The 26,085-nt window shown below is 40.6% G+C and carries 21 protein-coding genes; 13 read left to right on the top strand and 8 right to left on the bottom strand.

Annotation, left to right across the window (positions count from 1 at the left end; all coding sequences use genetic code 11):
* Window positions 1-2 precede the first annotated feature (2 nt).
* Both speE and speD read left to right on the top strand, forming a co-directional pair.
* Window positions 3-866, top strand: a complete 864-nt coding sequence (speE, locus tag AACS92_RS06075; protein ID WP_099110451.1) for a polyamine aminopropyltransferase — start codon at window positions 3-5, stop codon at window positions 864-866.
* A gap of 26 nt (window positions 867-892) precedes the next feature.
* Window positions 893-1,687: an adenosylmethionine decarboxylase gene (speD, locus tag AACS92_RS06070; RefSeq protein ID WP_099110449.1), complete on the top strand. Its 795-nt coding sequence runs from the start codon at window positions 893-895 to the stop codon at window positions 1,685-1,687.
* A gap of 164 nt (window positions 1,688-1,851) precedes the next feature.
* On the opposite strand, the gene AACS92_RS06065 is transcribed toward speD, so the two are convergent.
* Window positions 1,852-2,397, bottom strand: a complete 546-nt coding sequence (locus AACS92_RS06065) for a cysteine hydrolase family protein (RefSeq protein ID WP_099110448.1) — start codon at window positions 2,395-2,397, stop codon at window positions 1,852-1,854.
* Between the two features lie 462 nt (window positions 2,398-2,859).
* Here AACS92_RS06065 and AACS92_RS06060 point away from each other — a divergent pair, with 462 nt between their 5' ends.
* The 5 genes from AACS92_RS06060 (at window position 2,860) to AACS92_RS06040 (ending at window position 9,992) form a co-directional block, all read left to right on the top strand.
* Complete coding sequence (locus AACS92_RS06060; RefSeq protein WP_099110447.1) at window positions 2,860-3,489, top strand: response regulator transcription factor; 630 nt, start codon at window positions 2,860-2,862, stop codon at window positions 3,487-3,489.
* A gap of 3 nt (window positions 3,490-3,492) precedes the next feature.
* Window positions 3,493-5,079 (top strand): MASE1 domain-containing sensor histidine kinase, encoded by a 1,587-nt coding sequence (locus tag AACS92_RS06055; RefSeq protein WP_099110446.1) that lies wholly within the window; start codon window positions 3,493-3,495, stop codon window positions 5,077-5,079.
* A gap of 92 nt (window positions 5,080-5,171) precedes the next feature.
* Window positions 5,172-6,467 carry an MFS transporter family glucose-6-phosphate receptor UhpC gene (gene uhpC / locus AACS92_RS06050; RefSeq protein WP_099110444.1) on the top strand — a complete coding sequence of 432 codons (1,296 nt, stop codon included), beginning with the start codon at window positions 5,172-5,174 and terminating at the stop codon, window positions 6,465-6,467.
* Between the two features lie 480 nt (window positions 6,468-6,947).
* Window positions 6,948-8,516, top strand: coding sequence for an AbgT family transporter (locus AACS92_RS06045; protein WP_099110443.1), 1,569 nt, complete (start codon window positions 6,948-6,950; stop codon window positions 8,514-8,516).
* A gap of 207 nt (window positions 8,517-8,723) precedes the next feature.
* Window positions 8,724-9,992, top strand: coding sequence for a YbiU family protein (locus AACS92_RS06040; protein WP_099110442.1), 1,269 nt, complete (start codon window positions 8,724-8,726; stop codon window positions 9,990-9,992).
* Between the two features lie 30 nt (window positions 9,993-10,022).
* Here the strand turns inward: AACS92_RS06040 and AACS92_RS06035 are convergent, their stop codons facing one another.
* Entirely contained in the window at window positions 10,023-11,003 is a 981-nt protein-coding gene (locus AACS92_RS06035) for a GlxA family transcriptional regulator (RefSeq protein ID WP_099110440.1), read from the bottom strand.
* A 219-nt stretch (window positions 11,004-11,222) separates the two neighbouring features.
* Here AACS92_RS06035 and AACS92_RS06030 point away from each other — a divergent pair, with 219 nt between their 5' ends.
* The gene (locus tag AACS92_RS06030) at window positions 11,223-12,968 is read left to right on the top strand and encodes a beta-ketoacyl synthase (RefSeq protein ID WP_099110439.1); all 1,746 of its coding nucleotides are present in this window, start codon (window positions 11,223-11,225) and stop codon (window positions 12,966-12,968) included.
* Window positions 12,969-13,062: 94 nt separating this feature from the next.
* On the opposite strand, the gene AACS92_RS06025 is transcribed toward AACS92_RS06030, so the two are convergent.
* Both AACS92_RS06025 and AACS92_RS06020 read right to left on the bottom strand, forming a co-directional pair.
* The gene (locus tag AACS92_RS06025) at window positions 13,063-14,775 is read right to left on the bottom strand and encodes an ABC-F family ATP-binding cassette domain-containing protein (RefSeq protein ID WP_099110438.1); all 1,713 of its coding nucleotides are present in this window, start codon (window positions 14,773-14,775) and stop codon (window positions 13,063-13,065) included.
* Between the two features lie 415 nt (window positions 14,776-15,190).
* Window positions 15,191-16,243, bottom strand: a complete 1,053-nt coding sequence (locus AACS92_RS06020) for a hypothetical protein (RefSeq protein ID WP_339373546.1) — start codon at window positions 16,241-16,243, stop codon at window positions 15,191-15,193.
* On the opposite strand from AACS92_RS06020, the gene AACS92_RS06015 reads away from it, so the two are divergent.
* A complete protein-coding gene (locus AACS92_RS06015) occupies window positions 16,218-16,397 on the top strand; it encodes a hypothetical protein (RefSeq protein ID WP_339373545.1) in 180 nt (59 codons plus the stop codon). The genes AACS92_RS06020 and AACS92_RS06015 overlap by 26 nt on opposite strands.
* A 161-nt stretch (window positions 16,398-16,558) precedes the next feature.
* On the opposite strand, the gene AACS92_RS06010 is transcribed toward AACS92_RS06015, so the two are convergent.
* Window positions 16,559-17,761 (bottom strand): L-tyrosine/L-tryptophan isonitrile synthase family protein, encoded by a 1,203-nt coding sequence (locus AACS92_RS06010; protein ID WP_153044769.1) that lies wholly within the window; start codon window positions 17,759-17,761, stop codon window positions 16,559-16,561.
* A 297-nt stretch (window positions 17,762-18,058) separates the two neighbouring features.
* Between AACS92_RS06010 and AACS92_RS06005 the strand changes: the two genes are divergently transcribed.
* Window positions 18,059-19,201 carry a DSD1 family PLP-dependent enzyme gene (locus tag AACS92_RS06005; RefSeq protein WP_099110435.1) on the top strand — a complete coding sequence of 381 codons (1,143 nt, stop codon included), beginning with the start codon at window positions 18,059-18,061 and terminating at the stop codon, window positions 19,199-19,201.
* Between the two features lie 138 nt (window positions 19,202-19,339).
* On the opposite strand, the gene ssb1 is transcribed toward AACS92_RS06005, so the two are convergent.
* The gene (gene ssb1, locus AACS92_RS06000) at window positions 19,340-19,858 is read right to left on the bottom strand and encodes a single-stranded DNA-binding protein SSB1 (protein WP_099110434.1); all 519 of its coding nucleotides are present in this window, start codon (window positions 19,856-19,858) and stop codon (window positions 19,340-19,342) included.
* 449 nt (window positions 19,859-20,307) lie between these two features.
* On the opposite strand from ssb1, the gene uvrA reads away from it, so the two are divergent.
* The 3 genes from uvrA to AACS92_RS05985 all read left to right on the top strand — a co-directional run bounded on the left by uvrA (window position 20,308) and on the right by AACS92_RS05985 (window position 24,125).
* Window positions 20,308-23,139 carry an excinuclease ABC subunit UvrA gene (gene uvrA, locus AACS92_RS05995; protein ID WP_099110432.1) on the top strand — a complete coding sequence of 944 codons (2,832 nt, stop codon included), beginning with the start codon at window positions 20,308-20,310 and terminating at the stop codon, window positions 23,137-23,139.
* A gap of 248 nt (window positions 23,140-23,387) precedes the next feature.
* Window positions 23,388-23,546: a DUF5993 family protein gene (locus AACS92_RS05990; protein WP_169926676.1), complete on the top strand. Its 159-nt coding sequence runs from the start codon at window positions 23,388-23,390 to the stop codon at window positions 23,544-23,546.
* A gap of 24 nt (window positions 23,547-23,570) precedes the next feature.
* Window positions 23,571-24,125 (top strand): disulfide bond formation protein B, encoded by a 555-nt coding sequence (locus AACS92_RS05985; protein WP_369800392.1) that lies wholly within the window; start codon window positions 23,571-23,573, stop codon window positions 24,123-24,125.
* An 86-nt stretch (window positions 24,126-24,211) separates the two neighbouring features.
* Here the strand turns inward: AACS92_RS05985 and AACS92_RS05980 are convergent, their stop codons facing one another.
* Window positions 24,212-25,339 carry an AAA family ATPase gene (locus AACS92_RS05980; protein ID WP_099110430.1) on the bottom strand — a complete coding sequence of 376 codons (1,128 nt, stop codon included), beginning with the start codon at window positions 25,337-25,339 and terminating at the stop codon, window positions 24,212-24,214.
* Entirely contained in the window at window positions 25,339-26,043 is a 705-nt protein-coding gene (locus AACS92_RS05975) for an RNA ligase family protein (protein ID WP_099110429.1), read from the bottom strand. Before AACS92_RS05975 ends, AACS92_RS05980 begins: the two co-directional genes overlap by 1 nt.
* Window positions 26,044-26,085: the final 42 nt, after the last annotated feature.

Below are 26,085 nucleotides of genomic sequence, written 5' to 3'. Positions count from 1 at the left end.
AGATGTCACAGAAAAACACTTGGTATGAAACATTACATACCAATTTTGGTCAGTATTTCACGGTTGAAAATGTGCTCTATCACAATAAAACCGAGCATCAGGATCTCATTATTTTTGAAAATGCGGAACTGGGTCGCATTATGGCTCTTGATGGCGTAGTACAAACGACTGAACGCGATGAGTTTATTTATCACGAAATGATGGCCCATGTACCACTATTTGCTCATGGAAATGCCAAACGCGTTTTGATTATCGGTGGTGGAGATGGTGGCATGTTGCGTGAAGTTTGCCGCCATCAATATCTCGAAAACATCACTATGGTAGAAATTGATGCCGGAGTTATCGAATTCTGCCGCCAATACTTACCAAACCATAATGCAGGGGCGTACGATGATCCCCGTTTCAAACTTGTTATTGATGATGGCGTCAACTTTGTCAATACAACTTCTGATAAGTTTGATGTCATCATCTCCGATTGTACCGATCCAGAAGGACCCGGCGAAAGTTTATTCACATCTGAATTTTATGAAGGCTGTGCTCGCTGCCTGAATGAAGGAGGCGTTTTTGTCGCCCAGAATGGTGTTTGTTTCCTGCAACAAGACGAAGCCATTACCAGCCACAAAAAACTGAACCACTATTTTGCTGACAGCAGTTTTTATCAGGCCGCTATTCCTACTTATTACGGCGGGATCATGACGTTTGCATGGGCAACACAAAACCCAGCCCTACGTCAGACGCCTCTGGAAATCCTGCAACAGCGTTTCGATAATGCGGCGATAACCTGTCGTTACTATACCCCAGCCATACATGCAGGTAGCTTTGCCCTGCCACAGTATTTGCTGGATTCTCTATCTGGAAACCAATAGTCACCCATGCCGGGAGGTGAAGTAAATTGCGTAAACTGAAATTGCACGGCTTTAACAATCTCACAAAAAGCTTAAGTTTCTGTATTTACGATATTTGTTATGCAAAAACGAAAGCCGATCGCGACAGTTATATCGCGTACATTGATGAACAGTACAATGCAAACCGCTTAACTGAAATCCTCAGTGAAACCTGTTCAATCATTGGTGCAAACATTCTTAATATTGCCCGTCAAGACTATGACCCTCAAGGGGCAAGCGTAACCATTCTGATTAGTGAAGAACCCGTAGATCCCAAACTGGTGGATAATACAGAAAACCCGGGGCCTCTTCCTGATTCTGTCGTCGCCCATCTGGATAAGAGCCATATCTGTGTACATACCTATCCGGAAAGCCATCCTGATGGCGGCATATGCACATTCAGGGCAGATATTGAAGTCTCTACTTGTGGTGTAATTTCACCCCTTAAGGCACTTAATTATCTGATCCATGAATTGGAATCTGACATTGTAACAATGGATTACCGTGTTCGCGGTTTTACCCGGGATATTAACGGAGTAAAACTGTATATCGATCACGAGATTAGCTCCATTCAAAATTACGTGACTGAAGAGATCCAGTCTCAATACCATATGATGGATGTGAATATTTTTCAGGAAAATCTTTTTCATACCAAAATGATGCTGAAAAAATTTGATCTGAATGAATATTTATTCAATACCACAGCTGAAGAGTTAAACGAAACAGAAAAGCAGGAAATTATCCACCTGCTTAAAAAAGAGATACAGGAAATCTACTACGGTCGTAATTTACCAGAGATTTAAATATTATCCTTTCGTTTCAGTAAATTTACTGGCAGATAAAATATCTGCCAGTCATATTATTCGTTTCATGCCCATTGTATTTCCAGTTATCCAGCCAATAAAATCTCAATCTGAAATATGAAAAGTTAATCCAAATATAAAGGGTTTAATTCATCAAATAGTTATCACGAATATACACCAAGCTCTGTACTTGTTGTAATTTCAACACCATAAATTGATTTAAGATAATTAAGTGCTTCATTCTGATCTGCTTGCAGAAAAACATAAACAGCATCAGATAATACTTTAATACCATAGCCACGAACAAATGCGCCATAAGCTGTGTGCCGAACGCAACAATCGGTATGCTGGCCAGTCAATACCACTTCTGTCACACCATATTGTTCGAAAATAGCGCCAAGATTTGTACCATCAAAAGCACCATAAAACCGTTTAGGGGAGACGATTTCACGCTTTGCTCCGATGGGAGCCAGAGCATCAATAACATCAGCACCAGATGTCCCCCTCATGGCATGCCTACCCCAAATAGCTATCTCCCGGTCATCTTCCCAATGTGAATCATTGGCATACACAACTAACCAATCAGGATTAGTTCTAGCATGATTAAGCATTTTCTGTATTACAGGAACAATGGGAATTACATTCGCTTCATTTGCGAGAGCGCCAGTTACAAAATCATTCAACATGTCAATTACGATAAGTGCTTTCATTTAGCCAACCTTGTTTTTACATGAAGAAATATTAGTATGAAATGAAACTACTGTTTATAATTCACTATATATAAGAAAATAGCCACTATAATATCGCGTTATTTAAATAACATATAAAATTCCTTTTATATCAACAAATAACAAATTTATTTTTATTATTAGATAAAGAAAACACCGCTATTCGTAGTATATTCAGCCTTCCCGGATTGTGGAATAAATAATCTAATAAAAACCCATTCTTATTTTATATATTCAGGTTAATTTAATGACAGATAACATCAAAAAAACAGATAAATAAAAAAAGAAATAATAACCAACATAAATTAAAAACAATGTAATTAACCAGAATAACAATCTAATTTGTTATCTTCATTGCAAATTTAACGCATTTAGTTGCACTAATTTTTTTTCATGAACATCATGATATATAAATAATTTATAATAAATACCCTATAACGAAAAATGAAGATAAAAGTTGCACTTATTGATGATCATGTTGTAGTTCGTTCAGGGTTTGCCCAACTACTGACACTTGAAGATGATATTACAATAGTAGGACAATACAGCAATAGTATAGAAGCATGGCCCGCGCTGCTGAAAAAGAAAATTGATATTGTCATCATGGATATCGCCATGCCACATGAAAATGGTTTGCAGCTCCTTGCACGGCTACGTCCCCAAAAGCCCAATTTTCGTACTATTATGCTTAGTATTTATGATACGGCTGCTCTTGTGCAAACTGCGCTTGATTCGGGAGCTCGTGGCTATCTGACAAAATGCTGTGGAGCAGAAGAACTCGTGCAGGCCGTACGTACAGTCCATAAGGGAGAAATTTACCTTTGTGCTGATGCAATGAAGGCATTACGCCAAAAGCCACAAGAATTGGATGTACTACAAGTACTAACCCCCCGAGAACGAGAAATTTTTAATCTTTTAATCAATGGGATGAATGCCAAAAGTATCGCAGAACAACTTAAACTGAGCCCTAAAACTGTCCATGTCCACCGCGCAAATATTCTCAGTAAATTACAGTGTGACTCCACCATTGAGCTCGTCCATTACGCATTAAAAAATCAGATTATTGCGGGTTAGTGAATGAATTGTAAAATACGCTTTAGCTTGCAAGCTCTGTTTCTACTGATTTTTTACTCATTTACCTGGATCTCTCTATGGATAATCAGTTTTTATCTGAGTAAAAATGGGCAACAGGCGGCACTATTTTTACCTCAGGGACTGAGGCTGGTATTAATGATTTTATTATGGCGACGTTATATCGCTATTCTTATTATAAGTGAAATCAGCATATTAATGTGGTTCTATCATGAGCAACTTATTACGAACATAAGTATATTACTCTCTCCATTTATCAGCTTGGCTACAATCATCATTGTAAAAAAGATATGGAAAAACTATTCTCTTTATTGGCAACAAATATCTATATTATTATCTGGCGTAATAGCCAATAGCCTTTTACAGACCCTTTTCTTAATTTTTTTATTACCCAGTAAGGCTAACCTCATTTTTCTCACATCGCTAACAGGTGGGGTTCTTCTATCTCCTTTTATTTATCTTATATATATCTATTTATACGAGCAAAACCTTAAAAGGAAAAATATTACTGATAACTCCTCTTATCCACAATTACATACATCATTACTGATGTGGTGTTTCCTATTCAGCTTACTTGGTGTAAGTGGTCAATTCTTTTTATCACCTAAAATTGAAGGAATTCTGTCAATTTTAGTCTTTATTCCTAATGTATTTATGGCCTATCGTTACGGCTGGCAAGGAGGAGTTTTCTCCGCTTTATTAGGCAGCCTGATAGTAACATCTGCTCGCCACTTCAGTGGCTCTTTCAGTGAACTACAGGAACTGGAAATTTTCTTAACAACACAAGCTCTATTGGGTATAGGACTTGGTATTGCCATCAGCCGTCAACAGCAATTAGCTGGCAATCTTATCCATCAACAGCGATTAACAGAAAATCTCAATCGTTATCGCACACAACTGGAACAGGAATTAGCTGCACGACAAATTCTAATGCAAAAGATAGTCCATATCGAAGAAAACATTCGTAAAAATATTGCCAGAGAATTACATGATGAAATTGGACAAAATATTACTGCAATTCAAATTCAATCTACCTTAGTGAAACGAACAGCAAATTCTCCGTTAACAATAAAAGCCGCTGATCAGATTAAATCCATTGCTCAGAAAATACACCACTCGACCCGCCAACTTCTTCGCGAATTACGCCCTCCTGTCTTGGATGAAATGTCATTTGAACAGGCAATTTGCCATCTGGTAAATGAGTTTGCTTTCGAAGAGAGGAATATTGCCTGTCAGTTCAATTATCAATTATCACATGAACCTCAAGATAGCACTATCATTTTGACTCTATATAGATTCATTCAAGAGCTTCTAAATAATATAAATAAGCATTCGGGTGCTGATATAATAATTATTACATTAAAACAAAAAGGGAAGTTTATTAAACTTCGTATAAGTGACAATGGAGTCGGAATCACTGAAGGAAATAAAAATGCAGGTTTTGGATTAAAAGGCATTGAAGAGCGAGTTCAGATACTTGGTGGAAACTGGTTATTAAAATCACAAAAAGGAACACATATTGTGATTAACTTGCCCATAAATTATCATGAGAACATTAAACCATCAGATTGATTTTTTACATGTAATAACATGTAAAAAATCAAATTTAAAAATGAGATGAGTTATTTATCAATAAAAAGTTACTTTCATGGAGAAATATTATTATGCTAGCCGATAGCAATAGCTGGGTCTCACAAGAATATCGTTATTGGCGAGTTCATTTATTGCTATCAATATTGATTGGTTATGCTACATTTCAGCTTACACGCAGAAGTTTAAATGTTGTTATGCCAGCAATGCAAATAGAGCTAGTATTAGATAAAAATGATATTGGCTGGATCGCCAGCCTATTTTATCTTGCTTACGGAGTTTCAAAATTTATATCCGGAATTTTCCATGATCGCACAGGCTATCGCTGGTTTATGGGCGTAGGATTATTAATAACCGGAGTACTTAATGTTGCCCTTGCATTTTGTTCTTCATTGTCGGCCATATTAATTATCTGGACACTGAATGGTTTTTTTCAGGGCTGGGGCTGGCCTCCATGTGCTCGCTTACTAACTTACTGGTATTCTCGTAACGAACGGGGATTCTGGTGGGGATGTTGGAATATTTCAATTAATATAAGCGGGATCCTCCTGACGCTATTATCAACGCTATTAGCGACACTATATAGTTGGAAGGCAGCATTGCTGCTTCCCGGAGTCATTAGTATATTACTTGGAATTTGGCTATGCCAGCAATTACGTGGAACTCCGCAAGAGCATGGATTACCCAGTATCGGGAGTTGGCGACAAGATCATCTGGAACTGAGGCAAGAGCAACTATCCCCACCAATGCCAATGATAAAAATTTTAAAAGAAACAATTGTGTTTAATCGCATTATCTGGTTGCTTGGTATTTCCTATATTCTGATCTATTTCATCAGAACAGCAATACATGACTGGGGAAGTCTTTGGCTAATAGAAAAACATGGTTCTGATTTACTCAACACAAATACGATTCTCTCATTATTTGAATTAGGAGGATTATTGGGAGCACTCTGCTCAGGATGGGGATCAGACTTACTTTTTCGTAGCCAGCGAGCTCCTATGATTTTATTATTTTCTCTGGGCTTATTCTTTTCAGTTACAGCACTTTGGCTAGTCCCCATACAAAATAGTGCCTTACTAGCTACTTGTATTTTTAGTATTGGCTTTTTTGTTTTCGGCCCACAAATGTTAATTGGGCTGGCAGCGACAGAATATTGTCATAAGAATGCTGCGGGTACTGTTACAGGCTACCTCGGATTATATTCCTATCTGAGTGCAGCTATCGCAGGCTGGCCATTGAGTCAGGTGATTAATCATTATGACTGGTCTGGTATGTTTGCTCTAATTACGTTGGCGTCTGCATTGATGGGGTTATTACTGATGCCACTATTAATATCTAATTCGAGTAAATTCAATAGCCCATCTTAAAAAAATTTGTTCCATTTTTTATTTCAATAGAAACCTTAAATATTATTTATATAAATACAAAATAGAATGGCTTTCTGAATAAATCACTTATCCATTTGGCCTTCCATCTAAAAAATGAAACGATAACATAGTTAAATATAAATACTATGTTATCGTTTCATTATCAATACAAAAAACACTCTATACTTATATCGAAAAATTAAAAATATCAGTCTAAAAACACCGGCGACCTTTCATAAACCCAACGGCATAAATGCTATATAGAACACATTTCTGAAATTTATTATCATTCTTATTTACGGCTATTTTCCTTCATGGAAATACCATCTACCATCATCAATACATTGATAAAAAAAGAAAATAAAACAACAACAAAATAAAACACTACCTGATACCCCATCCTACACTCGAATATTTACTATATAGCAAAAAATCAAAACATTATGTAACTTCCGTTGCTCTGTATTAGAAGGAGAAACTATGTTAACTAAAAAACAAAACGGAAGTCGCTTTCTACGAACAGTGGAGTGGCTAGGAAATGCTTTACCTCATCCTGTTATTCTTTTTATTATCCTGATTGCTATTTTGTTAGTCTCTTCAGCAATCGGGCAATATTTTGACATCACAGTTCTTGATCCACGCCCTGAAGGGGTAAAAGGCCGGGCGGCAGATGGAGTGATCCATATTGTCAGCTTACTTGACGCAGATGGAATTCGTAAAATTCTCTCTAATTTGGTAACAAACTTTACTGGCTTTGCTCCCTTGGGAACAGTGTTAGTTGCCATGCTTGGTGTCGGTATTGCAGAACGCTCAGGATTGCTGTCTGCTCTGATGAGGTTGGTCGTGGTAAAAGCGCCACCCAAATTAACCACTTTAGCCATTGTGTTTGCCGGTATTATGTCAAATACTGCCTCCGAACTGGGTTATGTGGTACTGATTCCACTAGCCGCTATCATCTTCCACTCCCTTGGGCGCCACCCACTTGCGGGTCTGGCAGCAGCATTTGCCGGCGTATCCGGCGGTTATTCTGCCAACCTATTACTGGGAACGGTTGATCCTCTGCTTTCGGGAATTACACAGCAAGCGGCACAGATCATCGATCCGTCTTATACTGTTGGGGCTGAAGCTAACTGGTATTTCATGTTTGCCAGCACCTTCCTGATTTCTATTCTGGGTTATTTGGTGACTGAAAAAATTGTTGAACCACAATTAGGCCCATATACAAATACCCTGAATGAAGATGAAAGTACGTTTAAAAGTTCCGCTGAAATCACTCCCCAGGAAAAGAAAGCGCTTATAGCCGCTTCACTAACGTTTGCTGCTCTCAGTGTCATTTTGGCACTGAACGTTATACCGGAAAACAGTATATTACGTAATCAGGAAACTGGGCTAGTCGGCAATTCACCCTTCCTGAAATCTATTGTTGTCTTTATTTTTATCTTCTTTGCTGTGCCTGGCATTGTCTACGGCTATGTCGCAAAAACCATCAAATCCAATAAAGATGTAGTCGATGGCATGGCACAATCCATGAGTAATCTGGGTTTATATCTGGTTATTATTTTCTTCGCCTCCCAATTTGTTGCCTTCTTTGGCTGGACAAATATCGGTCAAATTATTGCAGTAAAAGGAGCAAACTTCCTTAATGAAATTAACCTACACGGTGGCCTATTATTTATCTGCTTCATCCTGATTTGTGCTTTTATTAATCTGATGATTGGTTCAGCATCTGCACAATGGGCCGTAACCGCCCCCATATTTGTACCTATGCTGATGCTGGCAGGTTATGCTCCAGAAACTATTCAGGCTGCTTACCGTATTGGTGATTCTGTCACCAATATCATCACCCCGATGATGAGTTACTTTGGACTGATTATGGCAATTACCGTAAGATATAAAAAAGATGCCGGTATCGGGACAATGATCACCATGATGCTACCTTATTCCGTGGTATTTATGGTGGGTTGGTCACTATTCTTCTATCTCTGGGTCTTTGTTCTTGGTTTGCCTGTCGGCCCAGGTTCGCCCATTTACTATACGCCCGCTGGTTAATACCTTTAGATTCATTATTGCCCTGAGTATTTACAGGGCAATAATTTCTATATTTTTCATTATCAAATAAGCACTAAACTATTTTTCATAATTCAATTAAAACAAAATATTAAATGCTCCCTCAAAATTTTTATCACAAATTGACTAAAACCTGATTGCTATATTATGGATCGAGGTTAGATTGATTTTTATACTAAGGAGGCTGCTATGAATACCTTTTCAAATCCCACCAGCGTTCCTGATAATTACCGTGAAAAAATTCGCCAGATGAAACCAATTCTGCGCAAGCAAATCGGGGATGTGGAAGCGTTATTTTTGCAGGTATGTGACAAGATAAAAAAAGAGTTGGCCGAAGCTAAAAAAGATGAAAAAAATCTCGGCAGTGCCTGGCCTGAACTACACTGGCATGATTTGGCTGAAGGTAAAGTATCAGAAGAAGCCATCCAGAAAATCAAGCGCCGTGGCTGTTTAGTCATCAGGCAAAATTTTCCACGCTCTCAGGCGATAGAGTGGGATAAATCAATGCTTGATTACCTTGATATCAATGAGTTTGATCGTATTTATCAAGGGCCAAAAGATAATTACTTCGGCACTCTTAAAACATCCCGTCCGGAAATTTATCCTATTTACTGGTCGCAGGCACAGATGCAGGCCAGACAAAGTGAAAGAATGGCGCTGGCACAATCTTTCCTGAATCATCTGTGGAAATTTGAATCAACCGGAGTGAGTTGGTTTAATCCTAATGTCAGTATGATTTATCCTGACCGTATTCGTCACAAGCCTCCGGGTACTAACTCCAAAGGGCTGGGAGCTCATATCGATTCTGGCTCTTTAGAACGCTGGTTACTGCCTGCTTATCAAAACGTATTCCAAAATATTTTTACTAACCGATTTGCAGAATATGATCCCTGGGATGCCGCCTATCGCCCCGATGTAAATGAATTCGATCATAAAACAAGATGCTCTGTTTTCAGAACATTTCAGGGTTGGACGGCATTGTCTGACATATTGACCGGTCAGGGGCTTTTGCATGTTGTCCCTGTTCCCGAAGCAATAGCCTATATCCTGTTGCGCCCACTGCTGAATGATGTTCCCGAAGATGAGTTGTGTGATGTGGTTCCCGGTAAAGCGCTTCCTATCTCAGAGCAATGGCATCCTCATCTCATTCGAGGATTATGCAGTATTCCGGCACTACAGGCCGGTGATTCAGTCTGGTGGCATTGTGACCTGATTCACTCCGTTGCCCCTGTCGTAAATCAACAGGGCTGGGGAAATGTGATGTATATTCCCGCGGCACCGTTATGTGATAAAAATCTGGCCTATGCTCATCATGTCGCAACAGCACTTGACGAAGGTATATCTCCGGCAGATTTTGCTCCGGAGCATTATGAAAAAAACTGGAAGAACCGTTTTACTTCCGCAGAACTCAATGCAATCGGTCTACAGGGGCTTGGCCTAAAAAATAAGGCATTTTGAGATAATGTAATGCCTAAAGCAGTCTTGCAGCTAGTCGGCACGGAACGCCTTTGCTTTTACCAAGTTACGGTAAGCTACAGGCGTCAATTCAAAATGTTTCTCAAACACTTTACTGAAATAATGGGGATCCCTGAATCCGACTAATTGTGCAACATTCAATAAATTCAGGTTATTGTCTTTCAACAACTGTTTTGCCGTCGATAAACGGTAATTAAGCATGTATTTATGCGGAGAAACGCCAATCTGCGCCATGAAATTACGTGTCAGCGTTCTCTCAGAAACCCCAACATAGTTGGCAATTTCCTTAATGGTGATTGATGAAGTTATATTTTTCTGAATATAACTCTGAGCTATTGATACCACCTCATCAAATTGTGTATTCCCCCCCATCTGAAAGAAGGGCTCAGACTGAAAGTCAGAGACTTCGTGCATGAAATGTTTCTCAATCACTCTGGCAATTTTCAGACCAAAGAACTGCGAAATAAGGTAAACCAGCAACTCCGTTTGAGAATTAATACTTCTGACACAATAAATATTATCATTATAAGTAATGCCAGCTTTACGATTAACCTTAACATCCGGGAAACCACAAATAAGCTTGTCATAAAATGACCAATGCGTTGTTGCTGTTTTTCCGTTCAGTAAACCCGCCTGTGCCAGCCAGAATACGCCTGTGCCAGTTGCAACAATAACTGCATTATTATCTTTTTGCCGGCGTAACCATGCAAAAATATCCTCTCTATTTCCCATTGCAGGAAATGGATTTCCCCACATCGGTGGCAAAAAAACCAAATCAAAATCAACGGGGTCTGAAAAGGTATGGTGGGTATGTAACATAATTTGCGGTGTCTGTTGATGCTTTTTCTGCTCACTTCCCACAACAGACATACAAAGTGGCTGCTTTTTTTGCGCAGTATGGCTTCTCAGGCTACTGGCACTATTCAGCATATCTGATGCAAACGTAATTCCGCTTTGTAATGCTCTATCATATAAGACAAACGCTATTTTCATACCCAGTCTCCGGACATCATGTACCCTTCTTACCTATTCCTTACGGAGTTTCGGGATACTGCCAACAAAGCTAAAACTTAAAAAATAACGGGGATATAATATTTAATATTTAGTTTCAATAAAGCCGAATGGCAATATTCTCAGTTTTAATGACCAATATATCAGAGTATTAATTTACACCAATTGCTAAACTGCAAAGAAAACCTTTCGGAGTTCACAATGAGTAAATTACCTGTAATTGTTGGTTTAGGTGGTATCAATGCGGCAGGACGAAGTTCTGGATTCCACGGATATAAACGTATTGTATACGACAGCCTTAATGACACAGTAATGAAAGACACATGGAGTGATTTATGCCATCGAATGGGGATTATTAGCGATACTGGATCTGTCACAGCCTCCCAGATTGAACAGGCGAAAAATGGCACTCTCATTAGAAAAATAACACTTTTTGATCCACATAACGTACCAGTTAATAAAATAATTACTACTTCTGATAAAAACTCAGTTCAGCTATTACAGCCAGCTTATACCTCACTCTCTGTATCCAGCTCCGGGCAAATACCAGAAGGGTTTGAAATGGGAGATTTATATCATGCCCATCACCACCCACGCGGCTTGCGTCTTACTGTATATGGAGCCTCAGACTTACTTAACTCAATCGGGATGTCATGGTCTGAGATATCCGCATTGGTAGACCCCGATCAAATCTCTGTTTATGCCAGCTGTGCTGTAGGTCAGGTGGATCAGTTTTCACTATCAGGATTAATCGGTAATCGGCTGAATGGGTTGCGTGCCAGTTCCAAAATGTTGCCGCTTTCCTTACCCGATATGCCAGCCGCTTTTATTAACAGTTATATTATCAATAGCATAGGAAGCACATCTGCCAATATCGGTGCCTGCGCCAGTTTTCTGTATAACCTAAAACAGGGTGTTAATGATATCAGGCAGGGGAAAGCTAAAATTTGTTTAGTTGGATGTGCCGAAGCCCCTGTTGTTCCTGAAGTTCTGGAAGGGTTCAGTGCTATGGGAGCTATGGCAGAAGACCATCAGTTATGTAAACTGGATAAAACCGATACGGTTAACAACCGTCGTGCCTGCCGCCCATTCTCAACTAATGTCGGACTGACACTTTCTGAGGCATCACAGTTCGTACTGCTAATGAGTGATGAGCTTGCTCTGCAATGTGGTGCTAATATCCTTGGTTCTGTACCTGATGTTTTCGTAAATGCCGATGCGAATAAGAAATCCATCTCTTCTCCGGGAGTGGGTAACTATATTACGATGATGAAAGCAGCGTCTCTGACTAACAGCATTCTGGACGGAAAATTACAGCACTCTTACGTTCAAGCACATGGTACAGGAACTCCCCAAAATAGAGTGACTGAAAGCCATATTCTCAATGAAGTCGCGAAAGTTTTTGGACTCAGCCATTGGGATGTTACCGCTATTAAATCATATGTCGGGCACTCTTTCTCTGCTTCTGCCGGTGATCAGTTAGCTAACACACTGGGGGTTTGGCGATATGGCTGGATACCCGGTATTAAGACAATCGACCATATTGCTGAAGATGTACACGCTTCCAACCTGAATATCTTAATGCAGGACAAGTTTGCTGGTGAACAGGGCGATGATATGCGTGCCACAATTATTAACTCAAAAGGTTTTGGCGGTAATAATGCCAGTGCGGTTGTTTTATCCCCACAACAGACAATGCAGATGTTGGCGAAAAAGCATGGCAATGCAGCTATCAATAGTTATCACAATATTAATCAGCCAGTGAAAGAAATTAGTGAACAGCAGGATCAGGCCATTTGCCGCGGTGAAGAATCTGTGATTTATAATTTCGGTAACTCAGTGCTACAGCCTTCAGATATCGAACTCTCACGTCAGGAAGTGAAACTGGCGGGTTTCAAACAGACTATAAAGCTACCGAATGCCGATGAATTCAGCGAATTTCTGTAAGAGTTTTGATATTACGCATTCTGGATGCTTAGAATTTGTTTGAAATAATCTGACCGCCATCAGAGCAAAATTAATGACGGTCAGATACAGCCAATTAAAGCTGTCTGTTTATAACTTCAATCTCCTGCCGCCACTTTTCCTGTAAAGCTGGCTTTTGGTGTTTCGATTTTCTGTTTAAATCTTCCTGCAAAAGCCGCTCCAGCTCAATCAGACGTTGCAACAAAACTTCTTCATTCCAACCCGATGCTGTTGTTTTTTGTTGTTTACGATCAATACACTGCTGTTGAGGTTTAAATGGACTATTCCCACGTTCAAGCAAAGTATAGATCTCTTCAACATTGTGATATTCGGCTAATTCACCATCGTTAATCAGCCAAAAACGATTACAGCTTTGTTCGATAAGACTTCTGTCATGACTGACAATCAAGGCCCCACCTTTGTACTCTTTCAGAGTGTCAAAGAGTTCTTCTTTGCCTTCCAAATCAAGATGGTTAGTCGGCTCATCAAGCAGCAACAGGTGATAACGCGCCAGCGTCAAGCCCACGAATAATAAGCGGGCTCGTTCACCACCACTCAATGATGCCACCTTCTGTTGATGTCGTTTATATTCAAAACCTGCACTGATAAGTGCCCGTTTACGCTGATCATCAATGGTTGGTGCAAAACGAAGCAGTGCATCGCTCAGTGTGTCATCATCCTGAATCTGCTCCAGCGATTGATCGTAGTAACCAAGCCGGCATTGTGGATGGTAAGCCACATCCTGCAATGTCTTTTCCAGATACTCCTGATGCAAGGCTTTTAATAACGTGGATTTCCCACTTCCGTTATTACCCAGAATAGCTACTCTGTCGCCACTTTTGATCTGCTTTGACAACACATTAAACAGAACAACATCAGTTCCTAAAGGCATGACAGCCATTTGTTCGATATTCAGTAACCGGTTAGCCGGTAATGAATCTCCCTGTAGAGTCAGCCTCCATGGTGTACCCTGTGTCAGTTTGGTTTGCTGCTCAGCAAGGCGCTGCTTACGTGCTTGCATTGTCTTCGCTTTACGGGAAAGATCAGGGTTGTCATAAACTTTTCCCCATACCGCCAGCCGTTCAGCACTTTGTTCCAGCCTGTCTATCTCTTTTTGCTCGCTGGCATGACGTTGTAGATCAGCCTGATCACGCTCTAGCAGAGCCTGCCTTGCCTGCGAACAAGCCATGCCAAAATGATGCAGGGTTTTATCCCGCATTATCCAAGTCGTATTCGTCACCTTATCCAACAACGTTTGGTCATGTGACACCACAACAAACGACCCTTTCCACTGAATCAGAAAAGATTCCAGCCATAAAAGGGAGGTTAAATCCAGATGGTTACTCGGCTCATCCAGTAACAATAAATCAGGTTGTTGGATCACCGCACGCCCAAGCAACAAACGCATATGCTGGCCGCCACTGAGATTCCCGATAGGTGTCTGCCAATCCTGTTGGGAAAAACCCAGTTCAGATAACAGAAGTTCAGCCCGCCAAATTTCATCAACCTTAATTTTTTCGGCAATGGCTTCGATCAACGTCGCATCATGCAGAGATAAAGGGAGATGCTGTTCGACATAGGCCAGTACACACTGATTCGCAACCGTCATCTGACCGCCGTAATCTTCCAGATTACCGCTAAGTAATTTCATCAGGGTGCTTTTGCCACAGCCGTTATGGCCAATAAGCCCTATCTTGTCACCTTTATTCAGTGTAAATGTCACGTCCTCAAATAAAGAAGACGAAGAAAAAGCAATAGAAAGTGATTGTGCAAATAAATAAGTACTCATAGATAAACTCAAGAATTTTGGGTGTAAAACACCGTTGTCAGGTGCTGACAATAATTCTTCGAGCTTGAGTGAAGATAATCCGAACTATCAATTTACTGCTTTAGAGCAGTAATCAAAATTTTTCGCTCAAACTGAGATTATCGCAGCGTATGCCACAAACTCTTGAGCAAGCTTCTGTCGCCAAATAAGCGAGCGTTAAAGAAACGCTGCACAAACATCAGAAACCTCCTTTTCTTATCAGGGAAAGTAATGATACCTTCTGGTTATTCGGTGTACAAAGAATATAAAGACTCTTCCAGTAAAAGCAAATAAATCAGACGTAAAGTATAAAAAATGCGTTCTGGTTCGCATATGTTCAGCAAAATTAACTCATCAGCTGAATATAAATGTGAGAAAACTATGTCCGCATAAAAAATCAAACAGATTTATCAACGATATTCGGCATCAAATATGCATGAATAAAAAGTAATGCTATAGTCAGCAGCGTCATTATTGTCACAACAAAAATCAGCCCCACCCAACCAAGTAACTCGTAGATCCCTCCAGATGCAAGCGCAAATACCATTGATACTAAGGCCAATAAAGTTTCACTTGCCCCTTGAACACGCACTTTATCCATACCATCAGACATTCCGTTGATGATATGTGTTCCCCCAAGAAACATAAAGTTCCACCCTAAACCAGCAAAAATGAGAGGAGCTCCAAGAATTATCATCTTTGTTTCACTGATGAGTCCTGTCAGGAACCCAGCCAGATTCAGGATCGCTCCTAACAAAATAATGCGATTTGCTCCCATTTTTGATATCAGCATACCGGTGATCATACCGGGAGCGAACATTGCGACAAGATGAGCACCAATTAACATACCGGTTTCTGAATTTCCCAACCCATAGCCGGCAGAAGCAATTGAGGCAGCTGACATCACTATAATCATAATTGCATGGCCCAGCACCATTGCCACAATTCCAAAAAATAAAGAGGGATTGGAAATAATGAACGCAAATCCTGATGTTTTACTAACATCAGAATCTATTTGATAAATTGAATACCTAAACCCTCCATTAAGTTGGCTAAAAGCCAAAGCGGCACACCCGCCAATAGCAGAGATAATCAAATATATTCCGACAAATGGAAGCTCAAACCTCAGATTATTTCCTTGTCCGTAGAGTTCGCTACCAATGATGACACCAATTATTCCTGAAGCCAGCAATATAGAACTTGCTGTTGCAGCTCGGTTTTTGGGAACACTTTCAGCAGCAGCATACCGCAGGAAATTAACACCGACCATAGAAATACCAATCAAAAAATGCCCTCCGAGCAAAAGAATAAAACTATATAAATAAATAGCAATCGCTGAAATAAATCCACCCAATATCATTGTGATACCAGACAGAATAAATCCAGCTCTACGGCTGTAGCGCGCCATTAAGTTTGAAAATGGAATGGAACAGACAGTACCAGCAGCCATTTGTACCGCAATCGGCAATGTTGCCAACCAAGAAAGCGGAGCAAGATACAGACCGGCCAGCCCGCCAACAGCAAAAAGTAATGGCATTGAACTTTCTAATGCGATATTCCCCAAAATAATTAAGCTGAAATTACGCATGGATGAGCCTCTATAGGAGATACAAGCAGATATGCCCTTCATCTTTCCGGCTATAGCAGTGCATAACTTAAGATGAAGGACATAAATCGATATTGAATTATTACTCAAATCTTAAAGGTAACAATATTTATATATCAAATAGCAATATCACAATATTACTGTAATTTTACTAAGGCTCTATTCATAGAGTAAGTCTGATATATTCTCTAATATATCAGAATCCATATAAAAATCACTCACACCTTTGCTATTAACAATTCTTACTCGTTTATCATGCTGGTGAATTTCTTGTTCAATTTTCATTCTGAAAATATTATTTCTGTTTTCAATAACTGCAATACCATGATAAGGAAGATAAGGTGAGTAACTCTTATAACCGGGATATATCCTTACCCCGATTACAGGTATTGTTTTATGGTGAATAGTAGCTCGTATGGCATTAGGAAATAATATTTTTTCCCATTGAATACTCGCCATTGATTCTTTCATAGCTCTGTAATGAATAAAAGCTGAGTGAACTCTATTCATGATCTCACGCTTTATAGCCTGATCAGGAAAAATGGAATCACAAAATATCGATTTTTTTTGATTATATGTTAAAGAGAGATCTGAAATATTCACAGTACTTCCAACACTCGCATTAAAACGAATGGCTTCTTCATGGCTAATTCCTAGAGACGGATTCAATGTGAAAATTTTTATTTGTTCAGATAAAGCCCGATCATAATCATCCTGAAGTAACCCAACGATATCGGATATATCAATAACATTGACTATTTCGTCAATTTTTCTTACTCGGGTAAACTCCTTCAGATCCTGAATATATTTTTCCGCCGCATCCATAGGATCACCAAAAATCCCGGCATAAAATGTAGCATCTGAAAGAATGTTGAAACGTATGCTGACTCCAGTATTTTCTTCAAGATATGAGGAAATCTTCGCCAGATGTAGTAAAGAGACCTCTTCCGCCATCGTCATGGACGTTATATCATGTCTTTTTTGCCAGTTACTTATAACGCAGAAAACAGGAAGAAGAATATCAACTTTTCCATTTTCATTAATACTGATTTTAATCTTTTCCAACGTTTCAGTACTGGATGAAAAAATAGTTTTTGAATTAAACTGAATAGAAGGATGATTGAGATAATCTCTGACTAATATATGTAAAGGTAAATCTTTTTTTCGTTTCTCTTTCCACCATTGTTCAGTCGGTAATGATTTTGAAACGGAACACTTATTAAGTAATAACTCTCGTAATTCTGGCGAAATGAAATTACCATTAAGTGTCATATCAGGCTCATATTCAGGCCAGCCAAATTGACCAAACATAATTGAATTTTCGATGATTGAACCGTTTGTACTAACAGATATACTTTCCAAACTTGCCTCCTAAATAACATAGGAACATCCCGTAAAATCTATAGACTCTGAATGGTTCAGTATTTAATATATCTAGAAATACTTATGAAATATTTTATTTGGTTTTTTCTTTTCTTAAAATCATCACTGACATTGAAGTCACATACTGACATAAAAGAGAATAACGAGTAATAACCAGAATAGTCGATATCATTATCTGATAGTTTGTGAATATAATTTGTGCAAGATTTTATTTCTTATAATATTATAAAAATATGTTCTACCTGATTAGTTGAAAATTATAAAAGGGGATATGCTATGTCAAATCCAACTTGGTTAAGTAAACTTGAAACTCCTTTCCTTTTAATTGATGAATCACGTTTTATCCGCAATATTGACCGGCTCTATAACCGTATTGGGCTTCTTGGCAGTCAAATACGCCCACACCTGAAAACCCTACGCTCTCCCGAAGCCGCACAATATCTACTGAAAGACTCTTCATCTCCTGCTACTGTTTCCACGCTAGCAGAAGCTGAAGGTTTTGTTAAAGCTGGTTACACCAATATTTTGTACGCTGTAGGTATTGCACCCCATAAGCTGGATCGTGTGGCAAATCTTCTTAATAAAGGGATCAATATTCACATCCTGCTTGATACGCCAGAACAAGCCTTAGCGGTAGCTGAATATGCAAAAGCCAATAGTGTGATCTTTTCCGTATTTATTGAAATTGACTGTGACGACCATCGGAGCGGGCTCCAGCCGGGTAGTGATGAACTCATTAAACTGGCAAAGATGGTTGACGGCAATGGTGCCACTCTGACAGGCCTGCTGACTCATGCAGGAGGGTCTTACTCATGCCGGACGAGGGAGCAACTCAAGGCTGCAGCTAAGACAGAATGCGATGCCGTTAGGCAAGCCGCCAGACGCATCAGAGAAGCGGGTATTGCCTGTCCGATTTTGAGTGTAGGTTCTACACCAACTGCACACTATGTCGAAGATTTGACTGGTATTACTGAAGTAAGGGCTGGCGTTTTTTCTACTTTTGATTTGGTCATGAAAAACGTGGGAGTCTGTACGTTAGATGATATTGCTATGTCTGTTGTGACAACCGTTATCGGTCGCAATAAAGAAAAAGGCTGGATTCTGATTGATGCCGGCTGGATGGCAATGTCCAGAGATCGCGGTACTGCTGAAGGCCCGATAGATTATGGTTATGGGCAGGTTTGCAATCTGGATGGACACCCTTACCCTGATTTATGTGTCTCGATGACGAATCAGGAACATGGCATCATTGTATTACCTTCCGAATCAAACATGAAAACAGAAGATTTCCCTGTAGGTATGAGGTTACGTATCCTGCCTAACCATGCCTGTGCAACCGCCTCCATGCACTTACAATATCAGGTTCTGAAGCAAGGTTCGTCGGAACAGGAAACATGGCATCGTATTACTGGATGGTGATATTAATACAAACTGAACTTGAAAAAAGCTAACCCTAGTCAATCCAAAAAATAAATATATTTTATAAATTACGATAAAAAACCCCGTAAAAACGGGGTGTTAAATACTCTTCTTTATAGAAGTGTTCTATGGTATCCCTTAGAACGGGATATCATCATCAAAATCCATTGGTGGCTCATTGCTCTGCGGAGCCGGAGACTGTGCCGGACGAGATGATTGCGCACCACCACTGAACTGCTGAGATGCCTGTGGCTGTTGTGGTTGACCCCAGCCGCCTTGTGCCGGAGCATCCTGTGATGCGCCACCACGGCCACCTAACATCTGCATTGTGCCGCCGATTGGGTTAACCACGACTTCAGTGGTGTAACGATCCTGACCACTTTGATCCTGCCATTTGCGGGTCTGCAACGCACCTTCGATGTAAACCTGAGAACCTTTACGCAGATATTCACCGGCTACTTCTGCCAGTTTGCCGAACATGACCACACGGTGCCATTCGGTCTTCTCTCTCATCTCACCGGTTTGCTTATCACGCCAGCTCTCGGACGTGGCCAGAGTAATGTTGGCAACCGCACCGCCGTTCGGCATATAGCGAACTTCCGGATCCTGCCCCAAATTACCCACTAAAATAACTTTGTTTACGCCTCTGCTGGCCATTGGGAATACTCCTGATGAAATGATTTTTTGCTAAAAACGGACTTCTGTAATTATAAGCAACGTAGTTTATCATGCGAGGCTTAACTTTAAATAAAAACCCGTTATCTTAATTCTTTGCGAAGCGCATCGTACTTTATTCCACTTATCTTTCAAGCAACTTCTTGAATTAGATTGGTTGCGCTCACTTCCCTCAGTCACATTCGATGCCTTTGCTCATCCCTTTGCTATCTCTTATCTTACTGAAATTCAAAGGATATATACCCTTGAGAATTTTTTTGACCATTACTTGTCCCCCCAAAACGGCCTATATAGCAATCGAAATTGCTTGATATACACTGTAATGGTTACGCATAAATCCTGTTAAATACTGTATATCCATTCAGCAGGGTTTGTGCAATAATACCGCGTTTATTTGTTGAGCACGATCAATATAATCTGGGTAATGGTAAATGGATAACATCGAAGTTCGGGGCGCCCGCACCCATAATCTCAAGAATATCAATCTGGTAATCCCCCGTGACAAGCTGATAGTCATCACAGGGTTGTCTGGCTCCGGTAAGTCTTCTCTGGCTTTCGATACACTGTATGCGGAAGGTCAGCGTCGCTATGTAGAGTCTCTCTCTGCATATGCCCGCCAGTTTTTATCACTGATGGAAAAACCGGATGTCGACCACATTGAAGGCCTGTCTCCTGCCATTTCCATTGAACAGAAATCAACTTCCCATAACCCGCGTTCAACTGTCGGCACAATTACCGAAATTCACGATTATCTTCGCCTGCTGTTTGCTCGTGTCGGTGAGCCTCGCTGTCCTGAACATGATATTCCGCTGGCTGCACAAACAATCAGTCAGATGGTAGATAATGTGCTGATGCTGCCGGAAGGGCAACGCCTGATGTTACTTGCTCCTGTGGTTAAAGAGCGTAAAGGGGAACATTCTAAGCTGTTGGATAATCTTGCAGCACAAGGTTATATCCGTGCCCGTATTGATGGTGAAGTGTGTGACCTTTCCGAACCTCCCAAACTGGAATTACAGAAAAAACACACGATTGAAGTCGTCATCGACCGTTTTAAAGTACGCCCTGATTTAGTTCAGCGTCTGGCTGAATCGTTCGAGACAGCATTAGAGCTTTCTGGCGGTACAGCGGTTGTTGCCAATATGGATGATGAGAAGGCTGAAGAGCTTATTTTCTCCGCCAATTTCGCCTGCCCAATGTGTGGCTACAGCATGAGCGAACTGGAACCACGCCTGTTTTCTTTCAACAACCCTGCCGGAGCCTGTTCGACTTGTGATGGTTTAGGTGTCCAGCAATTCTTCGATCCTGATCGTGTTGTACAAAATGGCGGTATTTCCCTCGCCGGTGGAGCAATCCGTGGATGGGATCGTCGTAATTTTTATTACTTTCAGATGCTGAAATCTCTGGCAGACCATTACAAATTTGATATAGAAACGCCGTTTGATGAATTAAGTGCTTCCATTAAAAAGGCCGTTTTATATGGCTCAGGCAAAGAAACCATCGAGTTCAGATATACCAATGATCGTGGTGATATCACTGTCCGCAAGCACCCGTTTGAAGGTGTTCTGCACAATATGGAGCGCCGCTATAAAGAAACCGAATCTTCTGCTGTACGAGAAGAGTTAGCCAAATATATCAGCAATCGCTCCTGTATTTCGTGTGAAGGCACCCGGCTACGCAAAGAAGCGCGTTTTGTCTTTATTGAGAATACGACCTTGCCCCAGATCTCTGATTTCAGCATCGGCCATGCGATGGAGTTTTTCCAGAACATCAAATTAAGTGGCCAGCGCGCAAAGATTGCCGAGAAAGTGCTGAAGGAGATCGGTGATCGCCTGAAATTTCTGGTCAATGTTGGCCTGAATTATCTGACTCTTTCCCGCTCAGCTGAAACTCTTTCCGGTGGTGAAGCTCAGCGTATCCGTCTGGCAAGCCAGATTGGTGCCGGTCTGGTTGGTGTGATGTATGTGCTGGATGAACCTTCGATTGGCCTCCACCAGCGTGATAATGAGCGCTTACTGGAGACGTTGCTGCACCTGCGTAATCTGGGTAATACCGTTATTGTCGTTGAGCATGATGAAGATGCCATCCGTGCCGCCGATCATATTATTGATATCGGGCCGGGAGCGGGTGTACATGGCGGTGAGGTTGTTGCTGAAGGCTCTATCGATAACATTATGGCAAGTAAGGAATCTCTCACAGGAAAATTCCTGAGTGGTGAGCGTAAGATTGTCATCCCGGAACAGCGTATCGTTGCTGATCCTGACAAAATGCTGAAATTGATTGGCGCAAAAGGCAATAATCTGAAAAAAGTGACATTAAACTTGCCTGTTGGCTTGTTCACATGTGTTACTGGGGTTTCAGGCTCCGGTAAATCGACATTGATCAACGATACGTTATTCCCAATTGCGCAACGCCAGTTAAACGGTGCTACCAACATCAATCCCGCGCCTTATGTAGATATTCAGGGTCTGGAACATTTCGACAAAGTCATTGATATTGACCAAAGCCCTATCGGCAGAACACCCCGCTCAAACCCGGCCACTTATACCGGGGTATTTACCCCAGTAAGAGAATTGTTTGCCGGTGTGCCCGAATCCCGTACTCGCGGCTATACTCCAGGGCGTTTTAGTTTCAATGTCAAAGGTGGGCGCTGTGAGGCCTGTCAGGGTGACGGGGTCATTAAAGTTGAAATGCATTTCTTGCCGGATATTTATGTGCCCTGTGATCATTGTAAAGGGAAGCGCTATAACCGTGAAACTCTGGAAATTAAATACAAGGGCAAAAATATTAATGAAGTGCTGAATATGACTATCGAAGAAGCACGCGAGTTTTTCGATGCAGTCCCAGCCCTTGCCCGCAAATTACAAACACTGATAGATGTCGGTCTCTCCTATATTCGGCTTGGGCAATCCGCTACTACCCTTTCAGGTGGTGAAGCCCAGCGAGTTAAATTAGCACGCGAACTATCCAAACGGGGCACAGGCCAGACACTCTATATTCTTGATGAACCAACAACCGGGTTACATTTTGCCGATATTCAACAGTTACTGGCTGTCCTGCATCAACTGCGAGATCAGGGAAATACCATTGTTGTTATCGAACATAATCTGGATGTGATTAAAACTTCGGACTGGATTGTCGACCTTGGCCCGGAAGGCGGCAGCGGTGGTGGTGAAATATTAGTAGCAGGAACGCCAGAAGAAGTCGCGAAGTGTAAAAACTCCCATACTGCACGTTTCCTGAAAGGAATACTTAATAATAATTAATGTTACAATCAAGGTGACAATCAATAAAAAACCTCTCTTCTGTGGGAGGTTTTTTTTAAGTTAATATTTTCTAACGCCTCATATACCTTCATCTATGTATTTAGAATAATAATAAACTTAATTATATCAGTGAACTATTCTTACATTGACTTCATCATTGCATTTAACAGATATGAGTAATCATATTAGATGTGCAATTATTCCATAATGATATAACATATTCTATGAACTTATAATGGAGATTAAATATGTATATGTTTTTACCATTTTTGATTGCGCTAGTTATTATTATCACTGTCGTGGCTGGCAAGAAAAAACTCACTTATGCGCTTTGGTTTGCTTTATTAATCATCACGGTATTTTGGTTTAAATATCATGCTACTGATGCACTGAATCTTTCTTTTTAACCGGAGGCCGTAATGAGTAATTCTATGTCAGCATCTCGCAACCTAAATCCAGCTATTACCTTGAATATTCTTGGTTTGTTTGGCATCTGTGTCATTTTAATTGTCGCTTTTTATTATCAGCTGGCACGTTTTGAACTTCCTTGCCCATTATGTCTGTTACAACGTGCAGGCATCATTATGATCGGCTTTGGCTTTCTATTTAATATTTATTTCGGTGTCAAAAACGCTCACTACAGCTTCTCTCTAATAGGCTGTATCATAACTGGCTTTGTTGCCATGCGTCAGGTTTCTTTGCATATCCTGCCGGGAGATACAGGGTATGGTTCCACTTTCCTTGGGTTGCACTTCTATACTTGGGCAGCGGTTATATCCATTCTTACTATTATCGCTATTGCTGTCATTATGCCTTTGAAAGCAGGTAATCATGATCCGGTAAAATCTTCACCGCATATACTCGGCAAACTTGCTATGGGATTATTCGCTATTTTAATCGCCGCGAATCTGGTTTCTACCATTCTGGAATGCGGTAGCGGACAATGTGATGATAACCCAACATTTTATCAGTTATTACAGAATTAACTGTTTTTCATTGTTATCGTTATAGAAAAAAGAAGGCTGATACACTTAGCCTTCTCCTATTCTACCAAAGGGAACTCAGCAACAACTTATCCCGATATTGATAATCCATTGATAAAATAACAAACTTCATGTGCTTCTTCAGGAGTAGGCACTTCCAGCTTGGAAAGCATTCTGTCCATCACTTTATCCGGTACGACATATTGGCGATGGTTATTTTGCTGCCGCCACTGTTTATTCCCCTGTTCGATATAAACAATCTTAACTCTCGCGTTGTAACTGACAAATAACTTGATGAGCTGCTGACGTATTTGCACTGTTAGATTAGTCGCATTCCAGATAAAGTCCTGCTGGTTACGCAATTTTTCTCTGGCCTGTTTTTTCGCCTGTTGCACAACCCAACCAGTAGCATTTTTATCTTCTGGACTTATTTGGTGCTGACGGCGAATTGCATCCAGACTAATGACAGCTCTGTCTGGATAATATTGTCTGATAAAATGATCCTTTCCCATGCCCGGCAATCCACATAATAGAATGACCTGACTGCCATAATTATCGTAAGGCTGGTAATCCGGCTGTTCACTTTCTGTAGAAAAATAATGAAAATGGGCTTCTGACGAAGGAAATTGCCGTGCATTACGCCAACAATTCTGCTCACGACAATAAAGTTCAAATAGTTCTATACGCTCCAGCAGCTCCTGTGCATCATGGCATTCTCGGCCTAAAACATCCGCTTTTGCCAACAAAGCTAATAGGTAAGTATCAACACGAAGTGACGCTGCCAGTAGGGCTTTCTGTGGCTCAGGTTTCTCCATCAGCCATAATGGCAAGCCATGAAAACGAACCAAAGCAGCAAATTGTTCACGTATCGCAAATGGTGTCGCTACTTGCTGGAACAAAATCTGCCTGACAGTTAATTCACCTTTACGGGCATGGCCGGGGGAAATAATTCGCCCATCCCAATCCATCCGCGTAGTACTTCGCTTTTCCACATCATGCAATAAAGCCGACACCCAGAGAATTTCCTGATCTTCTTTCTCCAGTGCTTGATATTCAGGCAGTTGCTCCAGCGCAGACAATACCATTTGTGTATGAGTGGCAACATCACCTTCGGCATGGTGAATAGGATCCTGCTGAACGCCACTCATATCCGCGATAAAAGAAAATGTGTCAGATAAATAATGCCATGTTTTATTTTCACTGAATAACCAGTTCATTATCTCTCTCCATTCATATATTCAAAGTAGAGAGGTGCCCGTTGCCAGTGTCGCTTCCAGTGAATGTCGGTTTTCACATGATTTTTGCGTACATATTTAAAAACATTGTGTGAAAAATCAGTAACTGAATATTCACCTGCATTACGGCTGACGATCCCTTCCATTGAGCAAGGCCGTTTTGTTTTTGTATCCCATGAAGAGAAATAACTTTCTTGTTTTGCTGTTTGAATAATATTGTCAATAAATGCAGATTCATTCCGTGTGTCAGGAATAACAATTTCCGGGATAGTGGAAAAATCAAATAAATCAGCGTAAAACTTTACTTCTTCCCAACTCAGCCACATATCTTTCATACGCACAGCAAAAACAAAGAAATATTCTTCGAGATGCCGATACTCAATAGAATGAATCGCATACAGGTTCTCGCCAAAAATCTCAATATTACCGAGATCGCCCTTCATTAATTGCCAACGCTGACGGATTTGTTGTGTCCATGCCGATTGCGTTGGAGCAGCATGAGAACGAGCAAAGACACCGTGCTGATTCAAACAGTTATTTTCACCATCTAACTTTTCGGTGTGAATAAGATGAGTAATATTGTGTATATCCTGCCACCAGTCATGATTAATACGATCATCGCTGGTTGTCCCCGGAGAAAACGGATAATGAAATGTTCTACCGTACTTTCTTGATTGCATATCCATAATGCTTTAGCTCTTTTAAATTATCCCAATAAAAGCGAATTA

The organism is Xenorhabdus sp. KJ12.1 (assembly GCF_963876495.1).
Lineage (GTDB): Bacteria > Pseudomonadota > Gammaproteobacteria > Enterobacterales > Enterobacteriaceae > Xenorhabdus > Xenorhabdus stockiae.
Note: the sequence above shows the minus strand (reverse complement) of the source record. Positions and strands in the feature narration are given on the sequence as shown.